Below are 18369 nucleotides of genomic sequence, written 5' to 3' on the forward strand. Positions count from 1 at the left end.
GTTTTAGGCGCAAAAATATCTATTTTCGCGGGTATCTATATGGGAATTATAAGAAGCCAAAGCATACGGTCCGCCATCATTACCTACGTGGGTTTCGCCATCGGGGCGCTCAATACCTACCTTTTTATGTCGTTCGTACCGGCTGAGATCTACGGCCTCACCCGCCTGATGTCCAGCACCGCTATGGTATTCTATTCCATCGCTTCCATGGGCACGGCTACGCTGCTGAATAAATTCTACCCTTATTACCGCGACCACCTGCCTTTCGCGAAACGCGACCTGTTCGGCATCGTGCTCACCACCAGCCTGATCGGCTTTGCGCTGGTGACCGTTGGCACCATTATCTTTCACGACCTGGTGGTGCAGAAATATTCCGCCAACTCGCAGATATTCGTGGAGCATTTTTACCTGCTTTACCCTTTCACGTTCTTCCTCATGCTGTTCACGCTGTTCGAGAACTTCAGCTACAATCATTTCAAGACCATCTTCCCGATATTCCTGAAAGAAGTGGGCCTCCGCGTGATCACCACGCTGATGATCCTGCTTTTGATCGTGCATTTCTTTACCAATATCCAGTTCATCTGGGTGTTCTCGTTCATCTACGCCGCGTTGTTCATCGCGCTGGTGCTGTACCTGCGGCGGGAAGATTCCCTGCATTTTTCTTTCCGGATCAGCAAGGTCACCCGCAAGCTGTCAGACAAAATGATCTCCTTCAACCTGCTCATATTCGGCGGCAGCGTGTTCGGCGTGCTGGCGCAGAATATCGATGCGCTGGTGGTGGGCAGCACCAAGGGCCTTGTGCAAACGGGCGTGCTGGAAGCCAGCACTTATGTGAGCAATGCCATTGCGGTCCCGCAACGCAGCCTGATCGCCATTGCCATTCCCATACTGGCCAAGGCCTGGAAAGACAAGGACTACAACAGCATCCAGAGCATGTACCGCCGCTCTTCCCTCACCCTGCTCATCTTTGCCACCTTCCTGTTCATGATGGTATGGCTCAACCTGGATTCCGTTTTTGAAATACTGCATATCCCCGAACTTTATCTGCAGGGCCGCTACGTCATCCTCTTCCTCGGCATCAGCAAGGTGCTGGACCTTGGCACGGGTGTGAACGAACAGATCATCGGCACGTCCAACATGTGGCGTTTCCAGTTCTATTTAACGCTGGTGCTGCTGGTGGGCACGGTGCCGATGAATATCTGGCTCATCAAGTGGCTGGGCATAACCGGCTCCGGCGTGGCCGCGCTGATCATGGCGCTGGTGTATAATTCGCTGCGTTACGCTTTCCTCTACTTCAGGTTCGGCATGCAGCCCTTTACGCTCAGAACGCTGTATGTCGTACTGCTGGCGGCTTTGGGCTGGTTCATCTGCCAATTCTTCATTACCATGGAAAATGCCTGGGTGCGCGCCATCCTGCGCACGGGCATTTTCTGCGCCATTTATCTTTTCCCCATCATTTATTTCCGCTGGTCGCAGGACGTGACGGAAAGCTGGCGCAAAGGCCTGGCCATGGTGGGGAAGTATACCAAACGGAGATAGTCAGCTGAACCAGTTGCGCACGCGCCGTAAGATGCGCTTTGCGATCCCCGGGCGGGGATGCAGGTCCGTATGTTGCCGCATAGCGGCATTGCCTCCGAGACGGTTCTTGTCGCGGATGAGGATGACGGGTTCGAAAGGAAGGTCTTTTCTTTCTTCGGGGAAAATGTATGCAGGGGAAAGTACTTTCGGGCGCCGCTCCGCGATGTACCTGTTCAGGTGCGATTCGTCGTGCCACTCGGCAATGATGCCTTTATCCAGGTCTGCCTGCACATTATCTTTCAATTCCCTGATCAATGCCAGGTAAGCGGCTGCAGTACCGCCGTTCACGCCGCCCTGCACATAGATCTTCCTGAGCGCGGGGGGCATATACGCTTTGGAACGTTTGTCCTTTTTCTCGTAAGGGAAATTTTTCACCGGCTGCCCGTGGAAACCGGGGCTGCTCACCACGGTCAGCCCTCCATGCTCCGGCCCGGGCAGGAATTCCTCCGCTGAAACGGTGCGCAGGAACTGCGCATTGGCGTTGAAGAAAAAGATATACTCGAAGTTTTCCAGCTGCGCTTCCACGCGGGAAAAAATATGGAACCGCATGAGCGTGGCATAAGGCCATGCCAGCCACTCCTGTGCGATTACATGCACGCGGGGATGGTCCTTATAAGGCAGGTCCGTTGCGTCTGTGAACACAAAATATTCCTTTTCCGCGCCGGGAATGAAATATTGTTCGCTGCTGGTAAAAAATTCGTCCCAGAACACCTTGTACTTTCCTGTACAGATATAGAGCAAGGCTATTTTCATGCTGACGGTTTTTGCGCCAGGATGCCGCAGTAGGGTGAATGAAAGGTGCCGTCAGGCAGGGGTTTCAGGAGAGGAATGAGTTTATAGGCCACCTGCAGGCCTGCTTTCTGGAAAATGTTGCGCGCCTGGGGGTCGTGCCAGAAATCGAATTTGCCGAAGCAGCCGGCATACGGCACTTTGTAACCGAGCGCCTGGAGCTGCTGCGCCCACAGCGAAGGCTGCATGGAAGGGATATAATGACGGCCGAGGTTTTCCTTGTCCAGATTGCTCCGCAGGAACTGCTGCAGGCCGCCCCTGAAGTTCGGCGTGGTGATGATCAGCAGGCCGCCGGGCTTCAATATCCGGTGATGCAGCGCAATGATCTCGGAAAAATTCCGGAAATGTTCAATGAACCCGAATGAGCACACTACATCATACCTGTCTTCAGTATCAGCCGCATACGCCAGCACGTCGCCCCTTTCCAGCCGGCCGGTAGCGATGCCGAGGCTTTGCAGCCAATTGCTGAAACCTTCGTCCATATTCGGCACTAGGTCCATGCCGTTCGCTTCCAGGCCTTTTTTGCCCAGGTGCGCCATATACCTGCCGGGAAAGCAGCCGAATTCGAACATGCGGCCTCCTTTCGGCAGCAGGCCTTCATATTGGTCGAGCCACTTCGTGATATTGTCTTCCGCTATAAAGTACTGAAAGTTACTGTAGGAAGCATCCCAGTATTGCTGGTTCACCAGGTCCATTAGAATAGTTTAATCCTGCGAAGCTATAAAAAATCAGTTGATCCTGCCTGCCCCGGCATAATATCTTACCCAATAAGGCTCCCGCAGGTCGCTGATCATGACGCCGTTGCTGCTGGATGCGTGCACGAAACGTTCGTTCTCCAGGTAAATGCCCACATGGGAAATGCGTTTTTTCCGGTTGATCGCAAAAAATACGAGGTCCCCGGGCTTCAGCTCCGCCCGTTTGCCAAGGCGGGCCACCTGGTTGTATAGCTGGATGGAATTGCCGGCCAGGGTGATCTGGTACACGGCGGCCATGAGGGTATTCACAAAATTGGAGCAGTCGATGCCGCTTTTGGTGTTGCCACCCATGCGGTACGGCGTTCCCCACCATTCTTCGATAAAATTGTAGAGTTTTTCATTCACCACGTTCTCCACCGGCAGATCGAGCAATTGGGCGTATTTAAACTGCCAGGGGCGCGCTTCTTCAATGCTGTTGACCGTATTGGGCGCATTACCGATGCGGGCGCTGCGCGTTTTAGCCTGGTGCTCGCCGCCCCGGGCGTCGCGTTTGATCGCAATTCCATCTATAAACTCCATCTCCTGCTGCTTTACCGGTGTTTCTTTCTGCTTCGCCGTTTGTTTCGGCTTCAGCAGCGCGCAGCTTCCCAATAAAAGCGCGCCGGCCGGTATCAGGTATAATTTCCCCTTTCTTCTGTGCATTGGCCCCCGTTTTAAAATTGCTGCAATATAAAAAAAATCCGATTTTTGCTGCTTGCTACATTACGATCTTTACGCTGTAATTCCGAACCGACGATGAAGTTTTCTCACCTGCACGTACACACACAGTTTTCCCTGCTCGACGGGGCCGCAGATATTAAGCAGCTTTACAAGAAGTCCATGGCGGACAATATGCCGGCCCTTGCTATTACAGACCATGGTAATATGTTCGGCGCCTTCCAGTTCGTGGCGGAAGCTTATAATAACAAGCTGAACCCGGAAGACCCCAAGGATAAACGCCTGAAAGTGAAGCCTATTGTGGGTTGTGAGTTCTATCTCGTGGAAAACCGCCACAAACGCCAGTTTACCCGTGAAGAAAAAGATCTCCGCTATCACCAGGTGCTGCTCGCGAAAGACGACCAGGGTTACAAGAACCTCATCAAGCTTTGTTCCCTCGGCTATATGGAAGGGCTGTACGGCAAATATCCCCGTATCGATAAAGAACTGATCCTTCAATACCATAAAGGCCTCATTGCCACCACCTGCTGCCTCGGCGCTTCCGTGCCCAAAACCATTCTCAAAAAAGGGGAAGCGGAAGGCGAAAAGGAATTCAAATGGTGGCTGGACATCTTCGGCGAGGACTTCTACGTGGAAATGCAACGCCACGGCATTCCCGAACAGGAAAAAGTAAATGAATCCCTCGTGCGTTTCGCGGAGAAGTACAATGTGAAGATCATCGCGTCCAACGACAGCCACTATGTGGACCAGGCGGACGCCAACGCGCACGACATCCTGCTTTGCATCAACACCGGCGAGAAGAAAAGCACGCCTTCCATGAAGGAATTTTCGGACGACGACGCCGTGGTGAAGAACAAACGGTTCGCTTTTTACAACGATCAGTTCTATTTCAAGAACACGCAGGAAATGAGCAAGCTGTTTGCAGACCTTCCGCAGGCCATCGACAATACCAACGAGATCGTGGACAAAGTGCAGCTGCTGGACCTGAAGCGCGACATCCTGCTGCCCAACTTCCCTATCCCGCCCGAGTTCATCACGCAGGACCAGTACCTGCGCCACCTGACGTTTGAAGGTGCGCGCCAGCGTTACGCGGAGATCACGCCCGAGGTGGAAGAGCGCCTCAACTTCGAGCTGAACGTGATCGAGAATATGGGTTTTGCCGGTTACTTCCTTATCGTGGGCGACTTCATCAAGGCAGGGCGCGAGCTGGGCGTGTTCATCGGCCCGGGGCGCGGTTCCGCGGCGGGTTCCGCCGTGGCTTACTGCATCGGCATCACCAATATAGACCCTATTAAATACGACCTCCTGTTCGAACGTTTCCTGAACCCGGAACGTAAGAGCATGCCCGATATCGATACAGACTTCGATGACGAAGGCCGTCAGAAAGTGATCGACTACGTGGTGCAGAAATACGGCAAGCAGCAGGTAGCGCAGATCATCACCTACGGTACCATGGCCGCCAAAATGAGCATCAAGGACGTGGCGCGCGTGATGGACCTGCCGCTGCAGGAGTCCAACATGCTGGCCAAGCTGGTGCCGGATAAGCCGGGCATCCAGCTGTCGCGCATCTTCAACGCCCCGATGGACGGCGATAAGAGCCTTGCGGAAAAAGAAGGCCTTGCCGCGGAAGACCTTGAAAACGTAAGACGGCTCCGCGAGCTGATCAAAGGCAACGACCTGCAGGGCGAAGTGCTGCGTGAAGCCTGTGTGCTGGAAGGTTCCGTGCGTAACACCGGCATTCACGCCGCCGGCATCATCATTGCGCCCACAGACCTCTCCGAGCTGATACCCGTTACCACCGCGAAAGACTCCGACCTGCTGGTAACCCAGTTCGAAGGCAACGTGATCGAAAGCGCCGGCGTTATCAAGATGGACTTTCTGGGTCTCAAGACCCTCACCATCATCAAAGGCGCTTTGCAGATGATCAAAAAGAACCACGGGGTAGACATCGTGATAGACGACATCCCGCTGGACGACACCAAGACCTTTGAACTTTACCAGAAAGCCGAAACCAACGCCACGTTCCAGTTCGAAAGCCCCGGCATGCAGAAGTACCTGCGCGAGCTGAAGCCGGACAAATTCGCGGACCTGATCGCCATGAACGCCCTTTACCGCCCCGGGCCGCTGGAGTATATTCCCACCTTCATCCGCCGTAAGCACGGGCTGGAGCCCGTTACCTACGACGTGCCGGTGATGGAGGAATACCTCGCCGAAACCTACGGCATCAACGTATACCAGGAACAGGTAATGCTGCTCAGCCAGAAAATGGCGAACTTTTCCAAAGGCGACGCGGACATCCTCCGCAAGGCCATGGGTAAAAAGCAGAAAGCCGTGCTGGACAAAATGAAGGCGCAGTTCATGGAAGGCTGCAAGGCCAACGGGCACGACCTGAAAATGTGCGATAAAGTGTGGACGGATTGGGAAGCCTTCGCATCCTACGCCTTCAACAAATCCCACTCCACCTGCTATGCTTTCGTGGCTTACCAGACCGCTTACCTCAAGGCCCACTACCCTGCCGAATATATGGCCGCCGTGCTGAACAACGCCAGCAACCTGGAAAAGATCACTTTCTTTATGGAAGAATGTAAACGCATGGGGCTGGACGTATTGCCGCCTGATGTGAACGAATCTTTCAAAGGTTTCGCGGTGAACAAAAGAGGGCAGGTGCGTTTCGGCCTTGCCGGCCTGAAAGGCGTGGGAGAAGCCGCCATCGAGAATATCATCGAAGAGCGTGAAAAAGGCGGCGCCTATGCGAGCATCTTCGATATGATCAAACGCGTGAACCAGCGCGCGGTGAATAAAAAATCGCTGGAAGCGCTGGCCATGAGCGGCGCGCTGGACTGCTTCCCGGAACTGCACCGCGCCCAGTATTTCCATTCCGTGGAAAACAGCACCGGGCTGGAAAAGATCATCAAGTTCGGGCAGCAGGTAACAGCGGGCAACCAGAGCACCGGCGGCCTGTTCGGCGATTCGTTCATGGATGAGATACAGCCGCCGAAGATCCCGCCCTGCGATCCCTGGCCGCTCACCATCAAGCTCAACAACGAACGGGATGTGACCGGCATTTACATTTCCGGGCACCCGCTGGACGATTACAAGTTCGAAATGAAGCACTACCACATGAACACGCTGGCGGAAGTGACCGAATACCAGAACCAGATCAGCGGCGCTTCGGACAACAATAAAGGCAAAGCCAAGGACTTCAGGATGGCCGTGTACGTAAGCGGCGCCGTGGAGCGCATTTCGCGGAACAACAAACAGTTCGGCATCATGACGCTGGAAGATTATACCGGGAAATTCGAGTTCGCGCTCTGGAGCGAAGACTTCCTGAAGTTTGCCACGCACTTCAAAACCGGGCTTTGCCTGTATGTGAACGGCGGCTTTAAGCCGAGAAGGTTCAACGACAACGAATACGAATTCAAAATAAACAGCATGCAGCTTTTGCAGGAGGTGAAACGGACGCAGACCCGCAAGATAGGGCTCATCACCATGCCGCAGTTCGTCACCCCGGAGGTGATCGACTTCCTGGCGGACAACATCCAAAAGCACCCCGGCAAGGCTGAGATCTACTGCCAGCTGATAGACCGCGACGAAGAACTGATGGTAAAACTGCACACCTTTACCAAACATGTGGAAATGAATGACGAACTGGCACAGTTCTTAAGCTCACAGCCGGATATCGATGTCTATATCGACACTTTCAATAAGTAGCGATGCCAAAAAAGCAGTAGTTTTACACCGGTTTAGTTTTTGTATATATTGCATACCGGTTTGAAGGAAAACAAAAACCGGAAACAACCTGGAAACCAATCATTTAAATAAAAATTATAAACTTTTAAATCTATAAAAATGGCTTTAGAATTCACAGATGCGAACTTTCAGACCACCGTTCTCAATTCGGACAAGCTGACTGTGGTAGACTTTTGGGCAGAATGGTGCGGTCCCTGCCGCGCGATCGGTCCCGTGATCGAAGAACTGTCTAAAGATTACGATGGTAAAGTGAACGTTGGTAAGGTGAATGTGGACAACAACCCGCAGATCTCCATGAACTACGGCATCACCAGCATCCCCGCTATCCTGTTCATCAAGGACGGTAAAGTGGTGGATAAACAAGTGGGCGCAGTTCCCAAATCTGTTCTGGAAAAGAAGATCCAGGCTAACCTCTAGTACTGGAAACGCATAAAATTGAAAAACGCAGCTCTTATGAGCTGCGTTTTTTTATGTATTTGGCCTGTCATTGCCAGAGCACTTCGTCATTGCGAGGCGCAGCAGGGCTAAGCGGGAGGGGCGTCGAAGCAATGACGGACTTTTCCCAGGCAATGACGGTTTCCCGGCCGACTTTTTTAAGCCCGGGCCGCTTCATATGAACATATTCCCTTATTTTGCCTGATAAATCAATCTCTGAGAATGCTACAATGGGAAAATGTTGCCCGCGGCCTGCTGGGTATGTTCTTTCTTGTCATGGTTTGTTACCTCCTGAGCAATAACCGCCGCGCCATCAACTGGAAGCTGGTGGGCATCGGGATCTGCGCACAGATCATGTTCGCCATGGGCGTGCTGAACACGCAGGTGGGCGGGCAGCCGGTTTTCTGGGTCCTTTTCGGGATCATGATCCTCCTCTATTCCTTCAACCGTTTCAGGCGCAAACAAAAAGAGGGCTTTGCCCTTCCCAAAGATATGCTCAGCTGGCTGCTGGCCATTGCGGCCCTGGCCGGCTTTTATATCGGCATTATCCGCAGCACGCAGTTCCCGCTGCCGGCGGTGGCGTTCTTTGCAGGGCTGGTGCCCATTGTGGCGATGATAAAAGTGTTGCAGAAAAGGAACCTGGAGCTGCTGAAATGGACCATCCTGGCGGGTTGTATCGTACTGACCGTGTCGGTTTACATGCGCTGGTGCTCTCCCGAGGTATTCAAAAGCACTTTATCCGCCGTTTCCAGCTCCTTCGTGAACCTTATCAATATCAGCCACAAAGGCACCGAATTCATGTTCCAGGGGCTGGCGGACTACCGCGGGGCCTGGGGGTATATTTTCGCGGTGCAGGTGCTGCCCAATATCATTTTCTTCGCCGCTTTAAGCTCCATCCTGTATTACCTCGGCGTGCTGCAAAAGATCGTATACGTTTTCGCTTACCTGCTCAACAAGCTCAGCATTTCCGGTGCGGAAAGCCTTTCCACGGCGGCCAATATCTTCCTCGGGCAAACGGAGGCCCCGCTGATGATCAGGCCTTATCTTGAAAAAATGACGCGTTCGGAGATACTTTGTATCATGGTGGGCGGCTTCGCCAATACCGCGGGCAGCGTGCTGGCGGCTTATGTGGGCATGCTGGGCGGCGCCGATGTGAGCCAGCAGGAATATTTCGCGCTGCACATGCTCAGCCAGAGCATCATGAGCGCCCCGGCCGCCATTGTCTGCGCCAAGCTGCTGTTCCCCGAAACGCAGACGCACCTTATTCAAAAAGACCTGTACGTACCCAAAGAAAAGCTCGGCGACAACTTCCTGGACGCGCTGTCCATCGGCACCACCGACGGCCTGAAACTGGCCGTGAACGTGGGCGCCATGCTGATCGTATTCACCGCCCTCATGTACGTGGTGAACGGCATGCTGGGCTGGGTGGGCGACCAGACCGCCCTCAACCCGCAGATAGCGGCCATGAGCGGCGGGCAATACAAGGAACTGAGCCTGGAAATGTTACTCGGATACCTGTTCAGCCCCGTTGCCTGGATGATCGGCGTGGCGCAGCAGGATATGCTGGCCGTGGGGCAGCTGCTGGGGCAGAAGACCGTGCTGAACGAGTTCATTGCTTACCAGTCGCTGGCAGTGATGAAGGACGGCAATATGATCCACGACCCTAAATCGCTGCTGATAGTGACCTATGCCCTTTGCGGCTTTGCCAACTTCGCCTCCATCGGCATTCAGATCGGGGGTATCAGCCAGCTTGCGCCTAACCAGCGCCGCAACCTGACGGAGCTGGGGGTGAAAGCGCTCATTGGCGGCACGATCGCCTGCCTGATGTGCGGGTGCATTGCGGGGGCGCTGAGCTGAGGAAATTCCCCCGTTTACCGCCCGCTGGCCGATAGCGCCGGTTGCCCGGTAATTTCAGGCGATTTAACGATTAATCCACATTAATCTCAGCCGCTGTGAGTACATTTACAGGGCGAACCGTGACAGACAGGCTTTGATCATATCACTATCACCTATAACGGATATCACTTGCGTAATTTTACCCTGCTCGCCCTGTTCATGCTTTCCTTCGCAGGCGCGTCGGCTCAACGGAAATGCGGAACGGAAACAGCCCTGGCGCAAAAACTGAAAGCCCAGCCTAAACTCCTGGCCAAAATGCAGGCTGTGGAGGCCACTCTCCGGAAAACCAGGCCCCCGCGCGACCTGCAAAGGGTCAATCCCCGCGTGACCATTCCCGTGGTAGTGCATATTGTGCTGCCGGACCCTTCCATCGTAACCGACCAACAGATACTTAACCAGATAGCCTCCCTTAACCAGGACTATATTGCCCGGAACGCGGACGTGGCGAACGTTCCCGCCGTATGGCAGGGCATTATCGGCAACTCGGAGCTCCAGTTCTGCCTTGCCGCCCGCACGCCCGGCGGAGACCCCACCAGCGGCATTACCCGCACCGTAACGCAGCGCAGCAGCTTTTCCATCAACGGGGCCGCCCCCGAAGTGAAATACGCCGGCAGCGGCGGCGCCAACGGCTGGGACAATACCCGCTACCTCAACATCTGGGTTTGCGTGCTGGACGATAACTACCTGGGCGTGGCTACCCCTCCCGGCAATGTATTCCCGGCCGAGGAAGACGGCGTGGTGGTGAACTACCGGGCATTTGGCAACGAAGGCTCCGCCCGCGCGCCCTTCAACCTGGGCCGCACCCTTACCCACGAAATAGGCCACTTTTTAGGGCTCCGGCACATCTGGGGCGACGATAACGGCAACTGCTCGTCCGACGACGGCGTGACGGACACCCCGCCGCAGGGAGACGCCACCTACGGCTGCCCTTCCGGCGTGGCTACAGACATGTGCTCCCCCGCAGCGCCCGGTTACATGTACATGAACTACATGGATTATGTGAACGACGCCTGCATGATATTGTTCACCACCGGGCAAACAGACCGCATGCGCAATGCGCTGGACGCACAGCGCGCTTCGCTGCTTACTTCCGACGGCTGCACGCCCGTCAATATCCGCAACCGCGACGCGGGGATAGCCGAGGTATCGCAACCGGCGGGCTACCGCTGCGAAGCGGCCCAAACGCCCCTTGTGATACTGAAGAACCGCGGCTTCGACCCGCTTACGGCAGTAACCATCCGCTACACCATCAACAGCGGGGCGCCGGTGGATTACAGCTGGACGGGCAACCTGGCTTCCCTGCAGCAAACAGCCGTAGTGCTGCCCGTATTCCAGTCCGGCCAGGGCGCCTTCACCCTCAAAGCCTGGACGCTGAACCCCAATGGCGGCGCGGACGAGCAGCCGGAGAACGATACCGCTTCCGTGAATTTCTTCTACCGCAGCCCGGCCGCCATGCCGTTTGCCGAAACCTTCGAAGGCGCGGCATTCCCGCCGGAAGCCTTCAGCATCCGTAACCCCGACCGGAGCTTTACCTGGGAAAGAGCCTCCACCGGCAGCCAGGGCGGCAGCCGCAGCGCCTTCGTGCGCAACCTGGGCTATGCTACCAATAACCAGGTGGACGACCTGTTGGGCCCAGTAGTAGACGCTTCCCTGGCGGATTCCGTGTTCGTAAGCTTCGATGTGGCCGCGGCAGTAGCCACCGCGCTAAATACCACCGGCAACGCCTGGGATACCCTGGAAGTGATGGTAACGCTCGATTGCGGGCAAACGTTCATTCCCACCGGGTACAAAAAATGGGGTGGCACGCTCATCACCCGCAGAACGCCAACCGATCTCGAATTTGTGCCCACCGCCGGCGAATGGCGGAGGGATACGGTAGACCTCACCCCTTTCGTGAAAAAACAACCCTTCCGCGTCGTGTTCCGCAACACGACGAATTACGAGAACAACGTGTATATCGACCAGGTGAACATCTTTAAAAAAGACGCCAACCCCGACCTCGTAAGCCGCGGCATCCTCCTGTGGCCGAACTCCTTCAACAGGCAGTTCTATATCGAGTTCCGCAGCTGGCCGGATGACCTGAAAGCCATTGCCGTGTACGATGCGGCGGGCAGGCAGGTGTACCGCCAGGAGCCCGTGATCCGCAGCGGCAACCGCACTACAATTGATTTGGTAAATGCCTCAAATGGTGTTTACTTTGTAACGTTATTTTACAGCCAACAGGTGAGGACATATAAAATAGTGAAAGCAAAATGACGACGACCATAGCACCAAAGCCCGGATTACTGACCATCTTGTCTGCACCCGCCCTGGATAAGGATCTCAAAAGAATAGCCGACAAAGTGCTGAACCAGGAAAGGCTTACGCAGGAAGACGGCGTGACGCTGTTTGAGAGAGGGGACATCGGGTATCTCGGGGCGCTTGCCAACCATGTACGTGAAAGATTACACGGCAACAAAACTTACTTCAACCGCAATTTCCATATAGAGCCCACCAACGTTTGCGTGTTCACCTGCAAATTCTGCTCTTACTCCAGGCTTTACAAAAACCGGGAGGACGGCTGGGAACTCAGCATAGACGAGATGCTGGACATCGTGAAGAAATACGACAACCAGCCCGTTACCGAAGTGCACATCGTTGGCGGCGTGCATCCCAAAATGAACCTCGACTTTTTCATGGAACTGATGCGCCGCATCAAGGCCCACCGTCCTGACCTGCACATCAAAGGCTTTACGCCCGTGGAGCTGGATTACATGTTCCGCAAAGCGAAAGTGAGCGTGGAAGAAGGTATGCGCATGATGAAAGAGGCCGGCCTGCAATCCCTTCCCGGGGGCGGCGCCGAGATCTTCCATCCCGATATCCGCAACCAGATCTGCCACGATAAGGTGGATGCGGACGGATGGCTGAGCATTCACCGCGCAGCACACCAGATGGGCATGGTTACCAACGCCACCATGCTCTACGGCCACATCGAGCAGTTCTGGCACCGGGTGGACCATATGGAGCGCCTCCGCCAGCTGCAGGATGAAACGCAGGGCTTCAACACTTTCATCCCGTTGAAATTCAGGAATAAAGACAACGATATGGCGCATGTGCCTGAGTCCACCATCGTGGAAGATCTCAGGATGTATGCCATCGCGCGGCTGTATATGGACAATTTCCGGCACCTGAAAGCCTACTGGCCCATGCTGGGAAGGAACAGCGCGCAGCTCACCCTTTCCTTCGGCGTAAACGACCTGGACGGTACGATCGACGATACGACGAAGATCTACTCCATGGCGGGTTCCGAAGAACAATCCCCTTCCATGAACACCGCGCAGCTGGCCATGCTCATTAAACAGGCCGGCAGAACGCCCGTGGAAAGAGACACCGTGTACAACGAAGTGAAAGATTATTCCAGCGTGGAATTCAGCGAAGAAGAATTACTGAATTAAAATAGCCGTTAAATATTGCAAAAAAGAGGAAAGGCCCGGCTTTTCCTCTTTTCGTTTTTTATTACCTTCAAGCCTCAAATTGAGTTATCATGAAGAATTTTATGTGGATAATGGCGCTTTCCGGCTTTGTACTGGCCGCTTCCTGCCAAAACCAATCAAAGCAGGAAAGCAGCGCAGACACGTCGTCCGCCACCACTCCCCCCTCTGCCGCACCTGCGGCGGACGGGCCGGTATTTAAGAAAGAAGGCCAGCTGTCTTTCATCAGCAAAGCAAAAGGCGATACGATCAGAACGATCGATATTGAAATAGCCGAAACAGATGAAGAAAGAGCCAAGGGCCTGATGGACCGCAAGTCTATGCAGGACACGCAGGGCATGCTGTTCATTTTTTCCGCTCCCGAAGAGCAGTCTTTCTGGATGAAGAACACCTACATTTCGCTGGATATCATGTACGTAAATGAGAATTTCGAGATCGTGAGCATCCAGAAGTACGCCACTCCCCTGTCTGAAGAAAGCCTTCCGTCTTTCAAGAAAGCGCAGTACGTGGTGGAAACCAACGCAGGATTTGCCGACAAGTATAAAGTTGCGTATGGCGACAAGATCGCTTTCACTAAACAATAACGCTACGCCAAACCACTTTACTTCAGCTCTTCCATCGTGAAGGATTTCTGCCGGCCTTTGTATTGCTGCCTTACCGCCTGCACTTCTTTCTCCGTCACCTTTTCCGCCTTGTTGCTCCATGCGTTGCGCACGAAGCTGAGCAGCTGGGCAATGTCCGCATCGGAGAATTCATCGTTGTTGGCAATACCCGGCATGTCCGCATTGATCTCCGGTGCTTTGTATAATTTGCCGTTCACTTCCACGGGGCCGGTGAGGCCGTAGAGCACGATCGCAATGAGGCGTTGTTTTTTGCCGGTCACTATTTCGGAATGGTTCAGCGGCGGGGCGAGCGATTGAATGCCGTCGCCGTCTGTACCGTGGCAGGTTTGGCAAACTGTTTTGAAGATGAGGGCGCCGCGCGGGTATTCTTTCGCCAGGGCGCCGTCTGTATTTGCCTGGCGGTTGTTCTTGATATCCTTCATCACTTTCTCCAGCCTGCGGCGCACGATGAGGCCTGTATCCGGGTTCCAGCCCGTAATATCCGCCAGCAGCTGCGCTTCCCTGTCCTGCATATTGCTGATCACAGCATCGGCTACATAGGGATTGTTCGGGAAGTTGTGATAAAGCATCCTGAGAAGGTCTTTTGCCGCCGCGGCATCCAGCTTTTGCAGCGCGGGCAGCAGGTACGCCGTTACCGGCGCATATTCAGCGTGGCTGCCGGTTTCAGCCAGGAATTCCGTGATGAATTTAACATTGCTTTTATTCAATACGGAGGGTATGGCTGCGAGTGCGTTGTTATTCGCGGAGATGTTGCCGCCTTTCTGGTATACGCGAAGGATATCGTCCAGCGTCAGCGCATGCAGGCCTTCCAGCGCCCAAATCGCATGCAGGTCCGCCAGCGACCTTACGGAATCTTCCAGCAGCTTTTTCAACAGCGGCACCGCGGTTTTCAGCTGGCCGTCCACCAGCATTTGCTGCGCTTTATCCCTGATCCAGCCATTCTTTGAGCCCAGCGCTTTCACAAGGTCTGCCGGGTTGTTGTTCAGCACTTCGTTCACCGGCTTCGACCCTTCCGGGATGATGCGGTAAATGCGGCCGCAGTTCAGCGGCTGCGTAAGGCTGCGTATGCCGATCTCGTTTTTCAGGTAAGGCGTGAGGTAGGTTTTATGCTGGATGATGCCACGGTACATGTCCAGCACATACAGCGCGCCATCGGGCCCTGCGTGGAGGTTCACGGGGCGGAACCGTTCGTCGGTGCTGGCCAGGAATTCCCTGCCGGCATAGGCCTGGCGGCCGATCACAAAAAATGAGCTGTCTTTGAGGATGTTCCTTTTCACCAGGTTGGCGGAAGGTTCGGCCACGAACGCGTTCTCTTCATATCCTCCGCCAAATAAACCACCACGGTATACGAGCGGGCCGCAGGCGGCGGTGAAGTTCACCAGGCGCAGGCTGTCGTCCAGCACGCCTTTCATATACCCCCTGTTCACGCCCGGCGTGGCGCGGATGGGATAGGTGCGGTTGTCCGGAACGATATTTTCATTGAAGCCGGCCAGGCGGCGCTGGTTCTTATTGGTGGAGCCAAGACCGGGTGAGAAATAGTCGCCCAGCAGGTTCTCGGAGTTGTTGTTGTAATAGAGGCGGCCGTAGCTGTCCTGCGAAATGCCCCATTGCCCGCGGAAGTGCGTGTCTTCCTTCAGCCAGCGGCTGCCTTCCCTGCGGTAGCGTTTGGATGCTTTGGCGTTGTAGATCCAGTTGTCCATGGCGCGGTACAGGCCGTTGGGCTGGTGCTCCACGTTGCCACCTTCTGTGTAGGCGGAGTCTACCAGGGTTTTCTTCCCGGCTCTGCCGCCGTTTATTTCCACGTACCAGAGCCTGGGCGGCTCGGCCACCAGCAGGCCGTTGCCCACGATGCAGAGCGCGCGGGGCAGTATCAGCGAGTCCAGGAACACGGTGCGGGTATCCGCCGCGCCGTCCCCGTTCGTATCTTCCAGTATCACGATCTTCCCGTTCATGGCCTCTTCGCCGGTGCCCACGGTATCCGGCATATAGCCGGTCATTTCCGCGACATACATCCGGCCGCGCTCATCGAAGGTCATAGCCACGGGTACCACCACCTGCGGTTCTGCGGCTACCAGCTGTACGGTAAAGCCGTCTTCCACCTGTAATTTTTCCAGGGACTGCGCGGGTGAAAGCACCGGCGATTCGGCAAACTGGCGCCGCATGGCGATGGAATCCGCCTTTGAATTTTTCTCCGCATTGTTACAGGAGGTTGCAGTAATTCCCGCCAACAAAAAAACCATCCAAATTCCGCCCTTAGTGATAGCATCTGCCATATCGTGAAATCGATTGAAATTTTCCTTTAAAATAATACCCGGGAGGGTAATTATCAAATCTGAGGGCGCTAAAATAATACCCGGGAGGGGTAAAAAAGAGGGATTAATGACGGGCGGACGAAGGGTGTTACCGGTGAAATAACTTCTCAAGGGGCGGAATCTTACCCGTTTTCCCCGGTATTGAAAAAATCCTGTCTCCTGATATTCAGTTTGGCCATTTTTGATTCCAGCGTGGTGGGTTTGATTTTCATCATTTCCGCCGCCCCCTGCGCTCCCCGGATCCGCCCATTCGTTTTTTTAAGGATGGTTATGATATATTCTTTTTCTGTTTGCCGCTGAATGCCTTTAATTTCCTCTATAGTGCCGATATTATTGCCGGGCGGTTTCGGTACGCCTGCCGGAAGCTTCCGGGCCAGTTGTAACTTTGACTTGCCATCATTGAGCACCACGGATTGTTCCAATATATTTTCCAGTTCACGGATATTCCCCGGCCAATCATATCCGTACAGCGTTTCCAGCATGGTTTCGCTGATGCCGTTGAACGGCTTGTTAAATGATTTACAGAACTTTTTTGCAAAAAATAAGGAAAGCGCTTCGATATCCGGCTTCCGTTCCCGCAACGGCGGCAGCGTAATAGGGAAAACGTTTAAGCGGTAGTACAGGTCGAGCCTGAAATTTCCTTCCGCCACTTCTTTTTCGAGGTTCCTGTGCGTAGCGGCTACAATCCGGACATTAACTTTCACCGGCGCCCTTCCCCCGACATATTCTATTTCTCTTTCCTGCAGAACGCGCAACAACTTAACCTGCATAGCAACCGGCAATTCCCCGATCTCATCCAGGAAGATCGTTCCCCCGTCGGCAAGTTCGAACTTTCCTTTCCGCTTTTCAATAGCGCCGGTAAACGCGCCTTTTTCGTGGCCGAACAGCTCCGACTCTATTAATGTGGCGGGAATAGCCGCGCAATTTACCTTAACGAAAGGCCCGTCTTTCCTTGGTGAGAACAGGTGAATGGACTGGGCGACGCGTTCTTTCCCCGTACCACTTTCCCCCAATATCAAAACAGATGTGCTGTAAGGGGCTACCTTTGCCGCCAGGTCCAGCGCAGACAACAAAAGATGGTGGCTGCCAATGATCCCTTTAAACCCGGGATGGTTCATCATGTCCTCCTGCCTCCCGCCCGCGGCAACAGCCTCATTCTTAACCGCAGTTGCCGGCGGCGCGCCATAAGCCGTTCTCCCGGCCAACTCTTCCAGGCTGGTTTTCAACCGTTCCAGTAAACGGATGTGATCATTCGTGTAAGCAGCAGGCTGCCTGCTGTAAAAACAATATTGAACCGACAGCCCATAGCCCAGCGCAACCGGGAATACCAGGCAGGACCTCATCCGGAACCGGCTGAATATTACTTTTTGCAGTGAGGCAATGCCCCGGTCCCTGCCGGCTGTTTCCGCGTGATATAAGCATGCATTATTTTCTACCGGATCGTTCGCTACCATTGCGGAAAGGTCGTGCTGGCTTAATCCTGTAACTGTCATTATCTCCTTTTCCCCGATAAACTGGTATTCGCCGAAACCCGTACGTAGATATCCCGAATCGCCGAAATACCCGGCGCCAGGCGGCCTCAGGCCATTTGTGACGAAATCGAACGGTATAAAAGACTGAATAGCCCCGGCAACTTTCAACATCTTTTCCGGAATGCCTGAAGCTTCATTGCTTATTGCCGTTAGCTGTTTCTGCAAATGTTCTTCCTGCCGCAATTTTGATTCAAGGCTATGCGTATGCCGGTACCATGCAATATCCAGCATCACCAGCAGGTCCCGCTCCCTGAATGGTTTGACAAGAAATCCGTAAGGCTCCGTTGTTCTTGCTTCTTCCAGCACTTTTTGGTTCGAATTCGCGGACAGGTATATAAATGCAATGTTTTCCGCCCTTAGTTTCCGGGCAAACTCGATACCTGAGATATTTCCCTCCAAACGGATATCAAGTATGACGATATCCGGCCTGTTGCTTTGAAGATATTCATCTGCCTCCCCGGCAGACGCGGCAATACCAACCACCCGGTAACCGGCCGGCGCCAGTATCAGCCGGAGATCATTTGCTACAATGAATTCATCTTCTACAATCAATATTTTTTTACTCATAGCAT

General features: G+C 54.2%; 12 protein-coding genes. 7 read left to right on the top strand and 5 right to left on the bottom strand.

Going from position 1 to position 18369, the window contains the following annotated elements:
• Positions 1-39: 39 nt before the first annotated feature.
• Positions 40-1539 carry a lipopolysaccharide biosynthesis protein gene (locus tag ACTJIK_RS18290; protein ID WP_440648730.1) on the top strand — a complete coding sequence of 500 codons (1500 nt, stop codon included), beginning with the start codon at positions 40-42 and terminating at the stop codon, positions 1537-1539.
• Here ACTJIK_RS18290 and ACTJIK_RS18295 read toward each other — a convergent pair whose 3' ends face one another.
• The 3 genes from ACTJIK_RS18295 to ACTJIK_RS18305 are packed head-to-tail and all read right to left on the bottom strand — an operon-like array spanning position 1540 to position 3764.
• Positions 1540-2331 (bottom strand): family 6 glucosyltransferase, encoded by a 792-nt coding sequence (locus ACTJIK_RS18295; RefSeq protein WP_440648732.1) that lies wholly within the window; start codon positions 2329-2331, stop codon positions 1540-1542.
• Positions 2328-3062 (bottom strand): class I SAM-dependent methyltransferase, encoded by a 735-nt coding sequence (locus ACTJIK_RS18300; protein WP_440648734.1) that lies wholly within the window; start codon positions 3060-3062, stop codon positions 2328-2330. The genes ACTJIK_RS18295 and ACTJIK_RS18300 overlap by 4 nt, the downstream gene beginning before the upstream one ends.
• Positions 3063-3095: 33 nt before the next feature.
• Complete coding sequence (locus ACTJIK_RS18305; protein WP_440648736.1) at positions 3096-3764, bottom strand: C40 family peptidase; 669 nt, start codon at positions 3762-3764, stop codon at positions 3096-3098.
• Between the two features lie 93 nt (positions 3765-3857).
• On the opposite strand from ACTJIK_RS18305, the gene dnaE reads away from it, so the two are divergent.
• The 6 genes from dnaE (at position 3858) to ACTJIK_RS18335 (ending at position 13914) form a co-directional block, all read left to right on the top strand.
• Positions 3858-7490 (top strand): DNA polymerase III subunit alpha, encoded by a 3633-nt coding sequence (dnaE, locus tag ACTJIK_RS18310; protein ID WP_440648738.1) that lies wholly within the window; start codon positions 3858-3860, stop codon positions 7488-7490.
• A 138-nt stretch (positions 7491-7628) separates the two neighbouring features.
• On the top strand, positions 7629-7946 hold the full coding sequence (gene trxA, locus ACTJIK_RS18315; protein WP_120514865.1) for a thioredoxin: 318 nt from the start codon (positions 7629-7631) through the stop codon (positions 7944-7946).
• Between the two features lie 240 nt (positions 7947-8186).
• The gene (locus ACTJIK_RS18320; RefSeq protein WP_440648741.1) at positions 8187-9821 is read left to right on the top strand and encodes a NupC/NupG family nucleoside CNT transporter; all 1635 of its coding nucleotides are present in this window, start codon (positions 8187-8189) and stop codon (positions 9819-9821) included.
• A 168-nt stretch (positions 9822-9989) separates the two neighbouring features.
• Positions 9990-12116: a M43 family zinc metalloprotease gene (locus ACTJIK_RS18325; protein WP_440648743.1), complete on the top strand. Its 2127-nt coding sequence runs from the start codon at positions 9990-9992 to the stop codon at positions 12114-12116.
• The gene (mqnE, locus tag ACTJIK_RS18330; RefSeq protein WP_440648745.1) at positions 12113-13294 is read left to right on the top strand and encodes an aminofutalosine synthase MqnE; all 1182 of its coding nucleotides are present in this window, start codon (positions 12113-12115) and stop codon (positions 13292-13294) included. The genes ACTJIK_RS18325 and mqnE overlap by 4 nt, the downstream gene beginning before the upstream one ends.
• Before the next feature lie 89 nt (positions 13295-13383).
• Complete coding sequence (locus ACTJIK_RS18335; protein WP_440648747.1) at positions 13384-13914, top strand: DUF192 domain-containing protein; 531 nt, start codon at positions 13384-13386, stop codon at positions 13912-13914.
• Between the two features lie 17 nt (positions 13915-13931).
• Here the strand turns inward: ACTJIK_RS18335 and ACTJIK_RS18340 are convergent, their stop codons facing one another.
• Both ACTJIK_RS18340 and ACTJIK_RS18345 read right to left on the bottom strand, forming a co-directional pair.
• Positions 13932-16181 carry a DUF7133 domain-containing protein gene (locus tag ACTJIK_RS18340; protein ID WP_440648749.1) on the bottom strand — a complete coding sequence of 750 codons (2250 nt, stop codon included), beginning with the start codon at positions 16179-16181 and terminating at the stop codon, positions 13932-13934.
• A gap of 206 nt (positions 16182-16387) precedes the next feature.
• Complete coding sequence (locus tag ACTJIK_RS18345) at positions 16388-18364, bottom strand: sigma 54-interacting transcriptional regulator (protein WP_440648751.1); 1977 nt, start codon at positions 18362-18364, stop codon at positions 16388-16390.
• Between the last annotated feature and the right edge of the window lie 5 nt (positions 18365-18369).

It is taken from the genome of Chitinophaga sp. 22620 (assembly GCF_052044405.1).
GTDB lineage: Bacteria > Bacteroidota > Bacteroidia > Chitinophagales > Chitinophagaceae > Chitinophaga.